At 72.2% G+C, this 13,452-nt stretch carries 15 protein-coding genes and 1 pseudogene; 6 read left to right on the top strand and 10 right to left on the bottom strand.

The genetic code is table 11. The annotated features are described in order from the left end of the window. A pseudogene (locus DEJ30_RS18355) lies at positions 1 to 295 on the top strand (beta-glucosidase); the annotation flags it as partial. Positions 296 to 354: 59 nt separating this feature from the next. Here the strand turns inward: DEJ30_RS18355 and DEJ30_RS17650 are convergent. Further along, positions 355 to 750, bottom strand: a complete 396-nt coding sequence (locus DEJ30_RS17650; RefSeq protein ID WP_110862941.1) for a MerR family transcriptional regulator — start codon at positions 748 to 750, stop codon at positions 355 to 357. A 95-nt stretch (positions 751 to 845) separates the two neighbouring features. Here DEJ30_RS17650 and DEJ30_RS17645 point away from each other — a divergent pair, with 95 nt between their 5' ends. Further along, the gene (locus DEJ30_RS17645; protein ID WP_110862940.1) at positions 846 to 1,547 is read left to right on the top strand and encodes an SDR family oxidoreductase; all 702 of its coding nucleotides are present in this window, start codon (positions 846 to 848) and stop codon (positions 1,545 to 1,547) included. Positions 1,548 to 1,655: 108 nt separating this feature from the next. On the opposite strand, the gene DEJ30_RS17640 is transcribed toward DEJ30_RS17645, so the two are convergent. Beyond that, positions 1,656 to 2,306: an NAD(P)H-binding protein gene (locus DEJ30_RS17640; protein ID WP_110862939.1), complete on the bottom strand. Its 651-nt coding sequence runs from the start codon at positions 2,304 to 2,306 to the stop codon at positions 1,656 to 1,658. Between the two features lie 129 nt (positions 2,307 to 2,435). Between DEJ30_RS17640 and DEJ30_RS17635 the strand changes: the two genes are divergently transcribed. Both DEJ30_RS17635 and DEJ30_RS17630 read left to right on the top strand, forming a co-directional pair. Then, positions 2,436 to 2,921 (top strand): DUF4126 family protein, encoded by a 486-nt coding sequence (locus tag DEJ30_RS17635; RefSeq protein ID WP_181420204.1) that lies wholly within the window; start codon positions 2,436 to 2,438, stop codon positions 2,919 to 2,921. A 152-nt stretch (positions 2,922 to 3,073) separates the two neighbouring features. After that, entirely contained in the window at positions 3,074 to 4,045 is a 972-nt protein-coding gene (locus DEJ30_RS17630; RefSeq protein WP_110862942.1) for an NAD(P)-dependent oxidoreductase, read from the top strand. A gap of 9 nt (positions 4,046 to 4,054) precedes the next feature. Here the strand turns inward: DEJ30_RS17630 and DEJ30_RS17625 are convergent, their stop codons facing one another. The 5 genes from DEJ30_RS17625 to DEJ30_RS17605 form a co-directional block, all read right to left on the bottom strand. Beyond that, positions 4,055 to 5,248: an MFS transporter gene (locus DEJ30_RS17625; protein WP_110862937.1), complete on the bottom strand. Its 1,194-nt coding sequence runs from the start codon at positions 5,246 to 5,248 to the stop codon at positions 4,055 to 4,057. Continuing rightward, a complete protein-coding gene (locus tag DEJ30_RS17620; RefSeq protein ID WP_110862936.1) occupies positions 5,245 to 5,454 on the bottom strand; it encodes a carboxymuconolactone decarboxylase family protein in 210 nt (69 codons plus the stop codon). The genes DEJ30_RS17625 and DEJ30_RS17620 overlap by 4 nt, the downstream gene beginning before the upstream one ends. 54 nt (positions 5,455 to 5,508) lie before the next feature. Further along, a complete protein-coding gene (locus tag DEJ30_RS17615; protein WP_110862935.1) occupies positions 5,509 to 5,712 on the bottom strand; it encodes a hypothetical protein in 204 nt (67 codons plus the stop codon). A gap of 131 nt (positions 5,713 to 5,843) precedes the next feature. Beyond that, positions 5,844 to 6,722: a helix-turn-helix transcriptional regulator gene (locus DEJ30_RS17610; protein ID WP_110862934.1), complete on the bottom strand. Its 879-nt coding sequence runs from the start codon at positions 6,720 to 6,722 to the stop codon at positions 5,844 to 5,846. Between the two features lie 55 nt (positions 6,723 to 6,777). Then, positions 6,778 to 7,935, bottom strand: coding sequence for a sorbosone dehydrogenase family protein (locus DEJ30_RS17605; protein ID WP_110862933.1), 1,158 nt, complete (start codon positions 7,933 to 7,935; stop codon positions 6,778 to 6,780). A gap of 110 nt (positions 7,936 to 8,045) precedes the next feature. On the opposite strand from DEJ30_RS17605, the gene DEJ30_RS17600 reads away from it, so the two are divergent. Both DEJ30_RS17600 and DEJ30_RS17595 read left to right on the top strand, forming a co-directional pair. Further along, positions 8,046 to 8,444, top strand: a complete 399-nt coding sequence (locus tag DEJ30_RS17600) for a cupin domain-containing protein (RefSeq protein WP_110862932.1) — start codon at positions 8,046 to 8,048, stop codon at positions 8,442 to 8,444. Continuing rightward, positions 8,441 to 9,112, top strand: coding sequence for an SDR family oxidoreductase (locus DEJ30_RS17595; RefSeq protein WP_027466861.1), 672 nt, complete (start codon positions 8,441 to 8,443; stop codon positions 9,110 to 9,112). Before DEJ30_RS17600 ends, DEJ30_RS17595 begins: the two co-directional genes overlap by 4 nt. A gap of 88 nt (positions 9,113 to 9,200) precedes the next feature. Here the strand turns inward: DEJ30_RS17595 and DEJ30_RS17590 are convergent, their stop codons facing one another. The 3 genes from DEJ30_RS17590 to DEJ30_RS17580 are packed head-to-tail and all read right to left on the bottom strand — an operon-like array spanning position 9,201 to position 13,335. Beyond that, on the bottom strand, positions 9,201 to 12,023 hold the full coding sequence (locus DEJ30_RS17590; protein WP_110862931.1) for an ABC transporter permease: 2,823 nt from the start codon (positions 12,021 to 12,023) through the stop codon (positions 9,201 to 9,203). Continuing rightward, complete coding sequence (locus tag DEJ30_RS17585) at positions 12,020 to 12,748, bottom strand: ABC transporter ATP-binding protein (RefSeq protein WP_110862930.1); 729 nt, start codon at positions 12,746 to 12,748, stop codon at positions 12,020 to 12,022. The genes DEJ30_RS17590 and DEJ30_RS17585 overlap by 4 nt, the downstream gene beginning before the upstream one ends. After that, positions 12,745 to 13,335: a PadR family transcriptional regulator gene (locus DEJ30_RS17580; protein WP_258370040.1), complete on the bottom strand. Its 591-nt coding sequence runs from the start codon at positions 13,333 to 13,335 to the stop codon at positions 12,745 to 12,747. The genes DEJ30_RS17585 and DEJ30_RS17580 overlap by 4 nt, the downstream gene beginning before the upstream one ends. Positions 13,336 to 13,452: the final 117 nt, after the last annotated feature.

Here is a 13,452-nt window from a genome sequence, read left to right as displayed (position 1 = left end):
GGTCGAGGAGCGCATCGGCTGGCTGGACGCCTCGGTCACGGCCGTGCGGGAGCTCCGCGACGAGGGGCTGCCGGTCGTCGGTTACACCTGGTGGCCGCTGTTCGACATGTACGAGTGGACCTGGCGGCACACGGAAGCCCCACGCCAGGAGCACCTGCTCACGATGGGCCTCTTCGACCTCGTCGAGGACGGCGCCGGCGGCCTCGACCGTCGCCGCAACCCGGTCGCCGACGCGTTCGCCGCGCACTCGCGACAGGAACAGGCCGTGGCAGCGGCCCTGTCCGCGACCACCTGAGGGACTGGAGGCGCGGGTCGGGTCGGTCCCGCGCCTCCAGTCCGTCCCGGTGCCGCGTCTCAGGCCGCGACCGGCTCAGCAGGCCGGTCACGCAGCGCCGGGCAGTGTTCGGCGGTGGGGTGCTCGGTGATCGCGATGACCTGGTCGAGCCGCCCCCGGACGGCCTCGAGCTCGGCCAGCTGCGCGGTGATCCGATTCCGCTCTCCGATGAGCAGCGCGAACGACTCCGGCGTCGACTCCCCACGGTCGACGCAGGGCAGCAGCTGCACGATCGTGCGGCTCGCGAGCCCGGCGGCGAACAGCTGCTGCACGAGCTGGACCCGCTCGACGGCTGCGTCCGTGTAGATCCGCTGCCCGCTCGCGGTACGCGACGCAGTGAGCAGTCCCTGCTCCTCGTAGTACCGCAGCGAGCGGACGCTGACGCTGGTCGCGGCGGCGAGGTCTCCGATGCGCATGTGTGCTCCGATCCGGGCTTGCCCCTGACATGGATGTGAGGTCTTAGCGTAGCCGAGCCGCTGCAGGAGACACCCGCGCGGCAGGAGGAGACACCATGGACATCGCTGGATCGGTCGCACTCGTCACCGGCTCGAACCGCGGCATCGGACGCCGCTTCGCCCTGGAGCTGCTGGAGCGCGGCGCGTCGAAGGTCTACGCGACCGCACGCCGCCCCGAACTCGTCGACGTCGAGGGCGTCGTCGCGCTGCCCCTCGACATCACCGACCAGGCCTCGGTCGACGCGGTGGCCGCCGCCGCGGGCGACGTGACGCTGCTCGTGAACAACGCCGGCATCTCGACGCAGGGATCCCTGGTGACCGACGACCTGGCCATCGTCCGGAAGGCCATGGACACGCACTTCTGGGGCAGCCTGTCGATGATCCGCGCCTTCGCGCCGGTGATCGAGCACAACGGCGGCGGCGCGATCGTCAACGTGCTGTCGGCACTGTCGTGGTTCGCGGCACCCGGCGCCGGTGGCTACGCCGCGGCGAAGGCGGCCGAGTGGAACATGACGAACGCGGTCCGCCTGGAGCTGGCCGACCGGGGCATCAGCGTGCAGGGACTCCACCTCGGTGCGGCCGACACCGACATGATGGGCGACTACGACGGCCCGAAGACGGACCCGACGGACGTGGCTCGTGCGGCACTCGACGGTGTGGAGCGCGGCGTGGCAGAGGTGCTGGTCGACGACTGGAGCCGGATGGTGAAGGCGTCACTCGCCGATGCACCGGAGCGCTTCTACGCGCAGATGGCCTGAGTGCCGCGGCGACACGACGGGCAGCTCGGCTCACTCCTGAAAGAGGGACGCCGGTCGCGGCGGGAGGACCGCCGCGACCCCGTTCGTCCGTGGGTCTGTCGGTCCTGGTCAGACCGCGTCGGCGCGCAGGAACTCCGCCACCGGGGTCGACCCCGTGTTGAACCGGAAGGTGTTGCCTGCCGTGCCGGGGTTCTCGACGACGTCGGCGACCACGTGCGCCACGTCACCGCGCGGCACCTGGGTCGGCGAACCGTCCCAGTCGACGGAGCCGGTCGGCTCGTCGTCGGTGAGGGTGCTCGGGGCGACGATCGTCCACTGCAGCCCCGAGTCGCGGAGCACGGCATCGGCGATCATCTTCGACTGCGCGTACGCGAAGAAGTCCTGGTCCTGCGGGATCCCGTGGTCGAGCTGTGAGCCGGACCACGACACCATCACGTAGCGGTCGACGCCGGCCTGCTTCGCCCCCTGGATCGACAGCACCGCAGCGTCGCGGTCGATGGCCCAGGTCCGGTCGACGGAACCGCCACCGGCACCGGCCGACCACACCACGGCGTCGTGCCCGCTGACCAGTTCGGCGAAGTCGTTCAGGGACTGCTGCTGGATGTCCGCAACGTGCGGTTCGCCGCCGTGCGCCCGGATCTCGTCGGACTGGTCGGCGTTCCGGATGACGGAGGTGACCGTGTGTCCGCGCTCGGACAGGATGCGGGTGGCGAGGAGTGCGACCTTGCCGTGGCCGCCGAGGACGATGACGTTGCTCATGCGCCGGACGCTACTCGGGGCGGCTCCGTGCCCGGGGAACGCCGGACGTCCGCCCGGCGATCGCCCGCGATGCTCGGAACACCCGAGGTCACCGTGCGTACCGTCGGGGGCAACACGACAGGAGTCACGATGAGCAAGCAGCACGAGCAGCACACCCTGGTCCGCACCCTGGTCCTCGGCATCATGAGCGGCGGCCGGAGCGCCACCCCGCTCGCCGTCCTCGCACTGAACCACGACCGGTCCTCGCTGAAGGGTTCGTGGCAGCAGTGGAAGGTCTTCAGCACCCCGGTCGGCCGCGGCCTGCTCGTCGCCTCCGCCGTCGGTGAGCTCATCGGCGACAAGCTGCCGAAGACCCCGAACCGCATCGCCCCCTCCGCGCTGCTCGGACGTGTCGCGTCCGGTGCCCTGGCCGGCGCCGCCCTCGGCACCACCGGCAAGCGTGACCTGCGCATCGAGGGCGCGATCCTCGGTGGCGTCGGTGCCCTGGTCGGCAGCTTCGTCGGCTGGAGTGCGCGCAAGGCCCTCGGGGGTGCGGGCCTGCCCGACCCCGTCGTCGCGCTCGCCGAGGACGCCGCGACCATCGCCGGCTCCGTGAAGGTCATCACCGCCGACTGAGCGTGGCCCGGCGTGCCGCGCTTGCTCGCCGCGGGCGTCGCGCTCGCCGCACTCGCAGCGTGCGCGCTTCGTGAGCAGGAACGGTCGGGTCGCACCGCCGCACCCGACCGTTCCTGCTCACGATCCGCACGCCTCGGCCTACGGTGGCCCTCATGCACATCGTCGTCATCGGAGCCACCGGCCACATCGGGTCGTTCCTCGTCCCCCGCCTCGTCCGCTCGGGTCACCGCGTCGTCGCCGTCACGCGCGGCACGAGCACCCCGTACGCCGACGCCCCCGAGTGGCAGCAGGTCGAGCGGATCACCGCCGACCGCGAGCAGGAGGACCGCGACGGCACCTTCGGCAGCCGCATCGCCGCGCTCGGTGCCGACGCCGTCGTCGACCTCGTCTGCTTCACCGAGTCCTCGGCCGCAGCGATGGTCGACGCGCTCCGTGGCACCGGCACGCACCTGGTGCACTGCGGCTCGATCTGGCGCGCCGGTGTCTCGCACGTGCTGCCGATCACCGAGCAGAACGCGACCCCGCCGTTCGGCGACTACGGCGTCCAGAAGGACGCCATCGCCCGGATGCTCAAGGAAGAAACTGCCTCAGGCGGTTTGGTCACGACGTCGCTGCACCCCGGTCACATCAGCGGTCCGGGTTGGGCCCCTATCGGTCCGCTCGGCAACCTGGACCCCTCGGTGCTGACGAAGCTGTCCGCCGGCGAACCGCTCGAGGTCCCCGGTCTCGGCGCCGAGACGATGGCCCACGTGCACGCCGACGACGTCGCGCAGGCGTTCCAGCTCGCGGTCGAGCACCGCGATGCGGCGGCGGGCGAGGACTTCTTCGTCACGGCTCCGACGGCGCTCACCGTGCGCGGGTACGCCCACCTGGCAGCGTCGTGGTTCGGCCAGGAGGCCCGGCTCGACTCCGTCACCTGGGACCGGTTCCGCGAGACCACGGCTCCGGAACACGCTGACGCCAGCTGGGAGCACCTGTCCCGCAGCCAGGTGTTCAGCACCGAGAAGGCGAGTCGTCTGCTCGGCTACGCACCGGCGTTCACCGCCGAGGAGACCGTGCTGGACGCCGTGCGCTGGCTCGTCGACCACGGCGAGCTCGAGGTCACGAACCCCCTGGTCCGCTGAGTCCCGCGGTCAGGTCCGCTCCGGCTCGACCACGAGCCCGCGGTTCCGGTGCACGACCCAGACCGTCGCGGCGAACCCCGCCGACACCGCGGCGCCGATCGTGACCGCCGTCCAGCCCCCGGCGTTCCACAGCACCGACGCCAGCGCCGAACCGAGCGCACCGCCGATGAAGTTCGAGGTGACGAACGCCGTGTTGAGCCGGCTCCGCGCGGCCGGGTCGACCGAGAAGAGCCGGGTCTGGTTGAGCACGTTCGCCGCTTGCACCGCGACGTCGAGCAGCAGCACGGCGAGCAGCACCACGACGATCGAGTGCGCACCGACCCCGGCGACGACCAGGGAGACGAGCAGGAGCACGATCGCTCCCCCGGTGACGGGTACCGACAGCCCCCGGTCGTGCAGTCGCCCGACCCGCTGCGCCGCCACGGCACCCGCGAGCCCCACCAGCCCGACCAACCCGATGCTGCTGGTGGAGAAGTCGTAGGGGTCGCTGCTCAGCAGGAACGTCAGCGCGGTCCAGAACATCGTGAACACGGCGAACACCGACGAGCTGATCACCAGCGTGACCTGCACGGTCCGGTGGGTCCGGACGGCACGGAACACCGACAGGATGAGCTGCGGGTACGGCACCTTGCCGCGGGCTTCGAGCTGCGGGATGGCTCGGCGCAGCAGCACCGCGAGGACGAGGGCGACGACGGCGGCGAACACGTAGATCGCGCGCCACCCGAACGCGTCCGCGACCAGGCCGCTGATCGTCCGCGACACCAGGATGCCGGTGAGCACACCGGACGCGATCGTGCCGACCACGCGTCCGCGTTGCGCGGGGTCGGCGAGGTCCCCGGCCAGCGGGATGAGGAGCTGCCCGGCGACCGTGGTGAGCCCGACCAGCGCGAGGGCGACCAGGAGCGTCGCGAAGCTCGGCGCGATCGCGGCGAGCAGCAGCGCGACGGCCGAGGCGACGAGCACCCAGGGGATCAGGCGTCGGCGGTCGAGGACGTCCCCGAGCGGCACGACGAGCAGGATGCCGAGGGCGTAGCCGACCTGGGTGAGCGTGACCAGCAGCCCGGCGAGCGACGCCGAGGTGCCGAGCGACGATGCGATGTCGTCGAGCAGTGGCTGCGACCAGTACAGGTTGCCCACCGCCGCTCCCCCGGCGACGGCGAACAGCAGGGTCCGGCCCGTCGACATCGAGTGGTCCGTGGTCATGCTGCGGGTGCTCCCTCGTTCAGGGCGGCCAGGGCGTTCAACGTGCGCGGGTAGCCGATGAGCGGGACGAGCACGGTCAGGACGTCCAGCATCGGCTGGCGGGTGTTCCCGACGTTCAGGTTGCCGGCCACGTGCCCCTGCACCTGTGCGTCGGCCCCGCCGAGCGCCGCGAGCAGCGCGAGGGTCAGGAGTTCACGGGTGGGCAGCGACGGCGCCCTGCACCTCGTCCGGTGACAGGTGCTGTCCTCCCCCCTCTCCGCTCATCGACGCCGGAACAACTCCCCCAGGTGCCAGGGGCCGGGCGCGAGCCGCACTGCCGCCTCGGCACGGACCCGTTCCTCGAGCTCGCGATCGCGGGTGAGCTCGTGGATCTCCTGCTCGGCGCGCAGCCGGAACCGCAGTCGGCCGAGGCCCCCGGCCGACGGCGCGGGGAGGACCGTCCGGACGGAGTCGGTGTCGTTCATGCTGGATGCGCCCTTCCTCGTCGTGGCTGTGGACACTTGGTGCGCTCGTGCGACGCGACCACGTCACGGCCGGGAGGCGCGGTGCCGGCTGGCACCGCGCCTCCCGGCTGTCAGTGGCCGCGACCACCGCATCAGGCGAGCTGACGCGCCCGCTCCGCGATGCCCTCGGTCGCCGCCCACGAGGCCAGCACCCGCAGGGCGTCGGCCGTGGGACTGCCCGGGGTCGCCGGGTAGATGGTGAGCGCGAGTCCCGGGTCCTCGGCGAGTTCGAGGGTCTGGAAGTGCAGCTCGAGCGGTCCGACGACGCCGTGCCGGAACGACTTCACGCCGGCGTAGTGGCGTCGGACGTCGTGCGCTGCCCAGAGTTCGCGGAAGTCGTCGCTCCGCATCGACAGCTCGCCGATCAGCGCGGCGAGGTCCTTGTCGTTCGGCGTCCGGCCCGCTTCGCGCCGCAGGATCGCGACGTTCGTGTGCGCTGCCCGCTGCCAGTCCTGGTAGAAGTTCCGCGCCTGCGGGTCGAGGAAGATGAAGCGCGAGAAGTTCATCGGCCGCGCCGGTGCCGCGACCAGGTCCGAGTGCATCGCGAAGCCGAGCGCGTTGGCGGCGACGATGTCCTGGCGGTTGTTGACGATCATCGCCGGGGCGTCCGTGACGACGTCGAGCAGGTACTGCAGCTCGGGTCGGACGGCGGCGACGGGCACGACACGACCGGCGCGACGCGCGGTCTCGTTCTGGTGCTGCGCGAGGTCGCGCAGGTGCTCCTGCTCGGCGGGGTCGAGCTGCAGGGCGCGGCCGATGGCGTCGAGCACGCTCTCGGAGACGCCCTGCAGGTTCCCCCGCTCGAGTCGCGTGTAGTAGTCGATGCTGACGCCGGCGAGGCGGGCGACCTCTTCTCGGCGCAGCCCGGTCACGCGGCGCCGGGTGCCGAAGGTCTCGACGCCGGCCTGCTCGGGGGTGATGCGGGCGCGACGGCTGGAGAGGAAGTCGCGCGCTTCGTCGCGGTGGTTCATGCCGTCACGGTACTTCGCCTCGTCCGGCGCGAGCGAGGGGCTGCGGGAACCCCTTTCACGTGCGCGTGAACGGGACGGAGACGATCCGGTCGTCACCGCTCGACGGTGTCCCGCGGCCGTCGGTGTTGTTCGTGACGAACCAGAGGGTGTCCGACGGGCCCTCGACCACCGTTCGGATCCGGCCGAAGTCACCCGCGAAGTACTCGGTCGCGGTTCCGGGGTCGTCGGCCGGGATCGCGCGCAGCACCTCGCCCCGCAGGTTGGCGACGAAGACGGTGTCGTCGACGACGGCGAGGCCGCTCGGGGACGCCTCGTCCGTCGACCACTGCTGCACGGGATCGACGAAGCCCCGGTCCTCGCCGCCGGTGCCCTCGACCTCGGGCCAGCCGTAGTCCGCGCCGGGCTCGATGACGTTGAGCTCGTCGTGGGTGTTCTCGCCGAACTCCGACGCGAACATCGTGCCGTCCGACGACCAGCCCATGCCCTGCACGTTGCGGTGCCCGAGGCTCCACACCGGCGACCCGTCGATCGGGTTGTCGGCGGGGACGTCGCCGTCCGGGGTGAGCCGCAGGATCTTGCCCGCGAGCGAGTCCTCGTCCTGCGCGTCCGTGCTCGCACCGGCGTCCCCGACGCTCGCGTACAGCATGTCGTCCGGGCCGAACGCGATCCGCCCGCCGTCGTGGAACGTGTTCTTCGGCAGGCCGTCGATGACCGTCGTGGCGTCCCCGAGCCCCCACGACCCCGCGCTGCCGGTCAGCTCGTACCGCTGGATCCGGTTGCCGTCGTCGGTCGTGGAGTACACGAACAGGTCGTCGTCGTGCAGTGCGAGCCCGAGCAGGCCGCCCTCGCCGCCGTGGCTGACCCCGTCGACGGTGCCGACCTCGCGGGTGGTGCCGTCGGACCGCAGCTCGAGCACCCGGGCCGAGTCGCGCTCGCTGACCAGCGCGTCGCCGTCGTCACCCGTCAGGACCACCGACCAGGGGGCCTCCAGGCCGGTGACCACGTCGGTGGTGTCACCGTCGAGCGCGACCTGACCGGCGGACAGGCCAGCGGATGCGGTGGCGCGCGCCGTCGGCGATCCGCCCCGGTCGGATCCGTCCTGGTCCGCTCCGTCGCCGCTCGTGCAGGCGGTCAGGGCCAGTGCGGCGACGGCGGCGATGCCGGCCGCCGACCAGAGGCGGCGGCTGCGGGGCGTTCCGGCGGGTGTGTCCACGATGATCCTCCCGGGGTCGTGGGTCGATCACACACGCTGCGTTCGGGAAACCCCTGAGGGGTTCCGGCGGCACCTCCCGCGCGCAGACGCACCGGCCTACCGTCGTCGGCATGCAGATCGAACCGAAGCAGCCGACCGTCAAGAACCCGCCCGAGCAGTTCACCGGCGACGTCTGGCTCGACGCCGTCGCCTCGCCGAAGGAGCCCGGTCAGACCATGACCGTCGCCAAGGTCCGGTTCGTGCCCGGCGCCCGCACCGCCTGGCACTCGCACGCCAAGGGACAGACCCTGCACGTCACCGAGGGCGTCGCACGGATGGGTACCCGGGACGGCCGCGTGATCGAGGTGCAGGCTGGACAGACCGTCTACACGCCGGCCGGCGAGGAACACTGGCACGGCGCGACCCCCACCGACTACATGGAACACCTCGCGATGCTCGAGGGCGCCGACGACCCGGCGACCACCACCACCTGGCTCGAGCACGTGAGCGACGAGGAGTACACCGCATGACCACCATCGCCATCGTCGGGGCCGGCAAGGGCCTCGGCCTCGCCGTCGCCGAGCGCTTCGCCCGTGAGGGCTTCGCCGTCGCCCTGATCTCCCGCAACCAGGACCGCCTGGACGGGCTCGCCGCGGAACTGCGCGAGCGCGGGCACACCGCCGCCGGGTTCGCCGCGAACGTCCGTGACGGGGATTCCCTGCGCACCGCCCTCGAGCGCGCCACCGAGCAGCTCGGCCCCATCGAGGTGCTGCAGTACAGCCCGCTCCCCGCCAAGGAGTACATGCGCCCGGTGCTCGAGACCACGGCGGACGACCTGGTCGGCCCGATCGAGTTCTCGGTCTACGGCTCGGTCAACGCCGTCCGCCAGGTGCTGCCCGGCATGCGCGCGATCGGCCACGGCACGATCCTGTTCGTCAACGGCGGCAGCGCGGTCCGCCCGGGAGCCCGTGTCACGGGCACCTCGGTCGCCTTCGCCGCCGAGAGCGCCTACGCGCAGCTGCTGCACGACGCCGTCCGCGACGAGGACGTCCACGTCGGCCAGCTCATCATCCCGTTCGGCATCGACGACGGGCAGCCCGAGCACTCCGGGGAGTCCATCGCCGACCGCCTGTGGGCGATCCACACGGAGCGCGGCGACTTCCGCACCTACGCGGAGGCACTGCCCGAGCTCGCGTGAGCGTGGCGCTCACCACGTGACGGACGGGAGGCCCGTGGCGACGCCGCCACGGGCCTCCAGTCCGTCTGTTGCTCGCGGAGCGCGCGCGTCAGTGCGCCCGTCGCACCGTCACCCGCCGCCGACCCCGCGAGGTCAGCCAGGCCCCGGCCGTCACCACGAGGGGCAGGCCGACCGCGAGCAGGGCCAGCACCGGCCAGTCCGGCACGAACGGCATGTGGTTCACCCCGACCGGACTCTCGGTGAACCGCAGGGTCAGGGCGCGGATCGGCAGGAGTCCGAGGAGCGTCCCGATCACCGAGCCGACCGTGGCCAGGATCGCCGCCTGCCAGGTCGACACCCCTCGGCGCAGGCGTGGTGCGGCACCGATGGCGTCGAGCACCTCGTCGTCCCGCCGGCCGTCGGACCGTGCGAGTCCGATCGCCACCGCCGTCGCACCGATGGTGACCGCCGCCGCCAGTGCGAGCACGATCGCCCGGATGATCGCCTCGTTGTCGACCGGACCGGCTTCGTAGGTGAACGACGGGCCGCTCCACCGTGCACGGTCGTCGCCGCCGAAGCTCTGCCACGCCGAGCTCAGCTCGTCCCACTGGGCCGGCTGGATGTCGTGGGGCAGCGTCGTGACGAGCATGCCGTCGACCACCGGCACGCCGTACCGTTCGGCGGTGGCCTTCGTCATGAAGACGCCGACCTGGATCCGCGGGGTCTGCACGTCGAGCACGGCGGGGATCGAGACGCTGGCCGCCGGTCGGCTCCGCTCGATGACGGGCTCGCTGTCCCAGGTGCGGTCGTGGAAGGTGTCGATGCGGACCGCACCGTCGTGGGCGTACTCCGGCCAGAGCGACACCGCGCGACCGCCCTCGAGCGCGCTCCGGACGGCGGCGGACGGCCGGTGCCCGGTCAGCACGGCGTAGTCGTCGACGGTCCCCGTCCAGATGTGCGGGGTCGACGCGCTCGCCGTGTCCAGGTAGTACGAGCAGCTCGTCGTGTCGTTCGCGAGGCAGTCGTACGCGCTCCAGCGGTGCGGGATCGTGACGGTCGAGGGGGTGTCGCCCGGCTGCTCCTGCGCGACGCCGAGCACCCGGATGCGGTCCTGGTCGAAGACCCCGGACACGACCTTCGCCGCGTGCGCGGTCAGCGCTGCGTCGTGTCGACCGGTGCCCCCGCCGTCCTTCGTCTCGGTCTGCACCTCGGCCGTCGCGACCCCGACCGCGGTGGAGTACTCGTAGCCACGGACGTACTGGGCCTGGCTCGACGCACTCCACGTGATCACGACCGACGCCACGAACACGACGCTCATCACGCTGGCCAGCACCGGCACCGTGCGGACCGGGTTGCGACGAGCGTCGCGGGCGGCGAGCCGTGCGGACAGCCCCGCGCGGGCGGTGAGCCGGGTGACCAGGGCGAGCAGCCACGGTGAGCAGATGGCGATGCCGAGCTGCATCAGGCACGGCCCGATCGCGACGCCGGCACCGACGACGTAGGCCCACCGGTCCTGCTGCACCGGACGGTCGTTGAGCATGAGCACCCCGACACCGCATGCCAACGTCATCACGGCGCCGAGGACCACGAGCAGCGGACCCCAGATGCGCCGACGACGGCGGGCCGGACGGCTGACGGGCACCGGACGGAGCGAGCCCCGCAGTGCCGCGAGCACGTTGATCCGGGTGGCCGACCGTGCGGCGACGAGCGCGGAGACGAGTCCGGCGAGCACCCCGGCTGCGGCGATCGACAGCAGCAGGAGCGGCGGCACGTGCAACCCGGGGAAGGACACCACGTTCCCGTTGTCGATCAGCCGGAACGCGAGCACGCCGATCCCGGTGCCGGCGGCGACCCCGAGGACCGCGCCGACGAGCCCGAGCACCAGGCCCGACCCGGCGACGATCGTGCGGACGAACCGCTTGTCGCCGCCGACGCTCGTGACGATGGCGTACGAGCGGGTGTCCGCACGGGTGCCGACCAGGAACGCGGCCCCGGCGAGCAGGGCGACCTCGAACATCGCGAAGACGCCGAGCAACCCCATCGCCCCGATGTACCAGCCGAGTGTCGAGCTCATCTGCCCACCGGGGAGCCGGGCGTCCGGCGGGTCGAGCACGACCGGACGCGACTGCACGATGATGCCGTGCGCGTTGAGCTGCCGGATCTCCGACCACGTCGGGGCGTCCGACGGCAGGTACACGGTGACGTCGGTGAGCCCGACGTCGTCGGTGGTGTCGGTCGTCGAGAGCGTCGTGCCCCAGGGCAGGAACACCCCCTGCGACCCCGGGTCCGTCCCCAGGTCGGTCATGGTCCCGGTGATCGTGAAGCGCTTGGTGACCGGGTCGGTCAGGTCCACCGTGTCGCCGATCCGCGCCCCGAGGCGTTCGAGCGTGGCCGGCGTGACCATGAGGCCACTGCGCGTGGTCGGCGCGGAACCGTCGAGCACGTGCCAGTGGCCCTCGAGCGACGGGTCCCAGACACTGCCCTCCACGGCGGTCAGTCCGACGGGGCCGTGCGCACCCTGCACCACGACGGGCGTGCTGCCGACCGGGATCGACAGGGCGCCGTCGGGCACGTGGGCCAGGACGTTCGTGAACGGTGAGTCCTCGTCCGACTCCGTGACGGGGCTGTTCCGCTTCGAGTCGGTGAACTCCCACTGCACCGGGTCCTGCACCATGCCGGGCAGGTCCGGGCCGGAGACCCGCATCTGCGCCGATGCGTGGCCGAGGTCGTAGTCGAGCCGCTCGGCGGCAGTGGCCTGCGTCGACTGCACCACGACGGCGACGGCGGCGAACCCGGCGGTGGGGATCCCGATGAGCGCGATGATCAGTGCCGCGCGGCCCGCTTTCGCGAACGCCAGCCGACGCCCCAGACGGAGCGCCGGTCGGAGGGCGAACGGCGTCCGGCCGGTCCCGGCACGCCGACCCCCGCTCACGAGGCGGTCCGGTCCGACAGCGCCGCCTCGACGCCCGAGTACACGGTCTCGTCGACCACCCGACCGTCGCGCAGGAACACGATCCGGTCCGCCCAGGCCGCGTGCCGGGCATCGTGGGTCACCAGGAGGGCGCCGGCTCCGGCGTCGACGTGCCGACGGAGCATGCGGAGCACGACCTCGCCGGTCTGCGAGTCGAGGGCTCCGGTCGGCTCGTCGGCGAGCACGAGTCGACGCTCCCCGACCACGCCGCGGGCGATCGCGACGCGCTGCTGCTGGCCGCCGGACAGGTCGTCCGGGTAGGCGTCGGCGCGGTGCGACAGCTCGACGTTGTCCAGCGCGAGCTCCGCGGCGCGGCGGGCCTGCGAGGCCTTCCACCCGTCGAGCTCGAGCGGCAGTGCCACGTTCTCGACCGCGGTCAGCGAGGGGATCAGGTTGAAGTCCTGGAACACGAACCCGATGAGTCGGCGGCGCAGCGCTGCGAGCTCCTTGGCGGGACGGTCGGACACGAAGGAGCCGTCGATCAGGACCTCACCGCTCGTCGGCGGCAGCAGGGTGCCGGCGCAGGCGAGCAGCGTCGACTTGCCCGACCCCGAGGTGCCCATCACGGCCACCATCTCGCCGCCCTCGACCCGCAGGTCGATGCCGGCCAGGGCGGTGACGGCCTTCGCGCCGGAGCCGTAGTGCACGCTCACGGCGTCGAGCTGCAGGAGCGGTGCGGCGGTCACCGTGCGCTCCGCGCAGCAGCGGCGTCAGCGTCAGCAGCACCGTCGGCACTGGCAGGCGTCGCCGGGTGCTCGTCCGGCCGGTACCGGGCGACGCTCGACTCCACGTGGTCGAGCCACCGCACCTCGGCCTCGGCCTGGAACACCATCGACTCGAGCACGAGCGACCACGCCAGCTCCGCCGCCGGATCGGTCGTGCGCTTGAGCCGCGTCAGGTCCTGCAGGTTCCGGATCGCGGCACCGCGCTGCACCTGCACCAGGCGGGCGACGTCGACCCCGGGCACGGTCACCGCGAGGGCGAACTTGATCGCCAGCTCGTCGCGACCCCGCTTGGCCGGCACGGGCTCGCTGAACCAGCGCGCCACCTCTGCGCGACCCGCGTCGGTCGCCGTGTAGACGACGTGTCCGTCGCCGTCGGCGTCACCGCGGGCGACCAGGCCGTCGCGCTCCAGGCGGTCCAGGGTCGTGTAGACCTGGCCGATGTTCAGGGGCCAGCTGCCGCCGGTGCGGTGCTCGAACTCCCCCCGCAGCTGGTAGCCGTAACCGGGTCCCCCCACCAGCAGCGCGAGTACGCCCATCCGAACGCTCATGACACTTCCCCTGTCTCGGGCCACCATGGCCATACTGAGTATGCACATACGCGGTATGCCTGCGCAAGCTCGGATCTGGACAGGGCGGAGAAACGGACGGGAGGCGCGGTGCCGGCT

Origin of the sequence: Curtobacterium sp. MCPF17_003 (assembly GCF_003224385.1) — a bacterium.
Classification (GTDB): domain Bacteria; phylum Actinomycetota; class Actinomycetes; order Actinomycetales; family Microbacteriaceae; genus Curtobacterium; species Curtobacterium flaccumfaciens.
Note: the sequence above shows the minus strand (reverse complement) of the source record. Positions and strands in the feature narration are given on the sequence as shown.

Bases quoted from the DNA above. Each gene is read 5' to 3' on its own strand.
- DEJ30_RS17580 (WP_258370040.1), bottom strand. From the start codon at position 13,335: ATGAGCGTTCGGATGGGCGTACTCGCGCTGCTGGTGGGGGGACCCGGT.
- DEJ30_RS17610 (WP_110862934.1), bottom strand. From the start codon at position 6,722: ATGAACCACCGCGACGAAGCGCGCGACTTCCTCTCCAGCCGTCGCGCC.
- DEJ30_RS17600 (WP_110862932.1), top strand. From the start codon at position 8,046: ATGCAGATCGAACCGAAGCAGCCGACCGTCAAGAACCCGCCCGAGCAG.
- DEJ30_RS17645 (WP_110862940.1), top strand. From the start codon at position 846: ATGGACATCGCTGGATCGGTCGCACTCGTCACCGGCTCGAACCGCGGC.
- DEJ30_RS17635 (WP_181420204.1), top strand. From the start codon at position 2,436: ATGAGCAAGCAGCACGAGCAGCACACCCTGGTCCGCACCCTGGTCCTC.
- DEJ30_RS17650 (WP_110862941.1), bottom strand. From the start codon at position 750: ATGCGCATCGGAGACCTCGCCGCCGCGACCAGCGTCAGCGTCCGCTCG.
- DEJ30_RS17630 (WP_110862942.1), top strand. From the start codon at position 3,074: ATGCACATCGTCGTCATCGGAGCCACCGGCCACATCGGGTCGTTCCTC.
- DEJ30_RS17595 (WP_027466861.1), top strand. From the start codon at position 8,441: ATGACCACCATCGCCATCGTCGGGGCCGGCAAGGGCCTCGGCCTCGCC.
- DEJ30_RS17615 (WP_110862935.1), bottom strand. From the start codon at position 5,712: ATGAACGACACCGACTCCGTCCGGACGGTCCTCCCCGCGCCGTCGGCC.
- DEJ30_RS17640 (WP_110862939.1), bottom strand. From the start codon at position 2,306: ATGAGCAACGTCATCGTCCTCGGCGGCCACGGCAAGGTCGCACTCCTC.
- DEJ30_RS17625 (WP_110862937.1), bottom strand. From the start codon at position 5,248: ATGACCACGGACCACTCGATGTCGACGGGCCGGACCCTGCTGTTCGCC.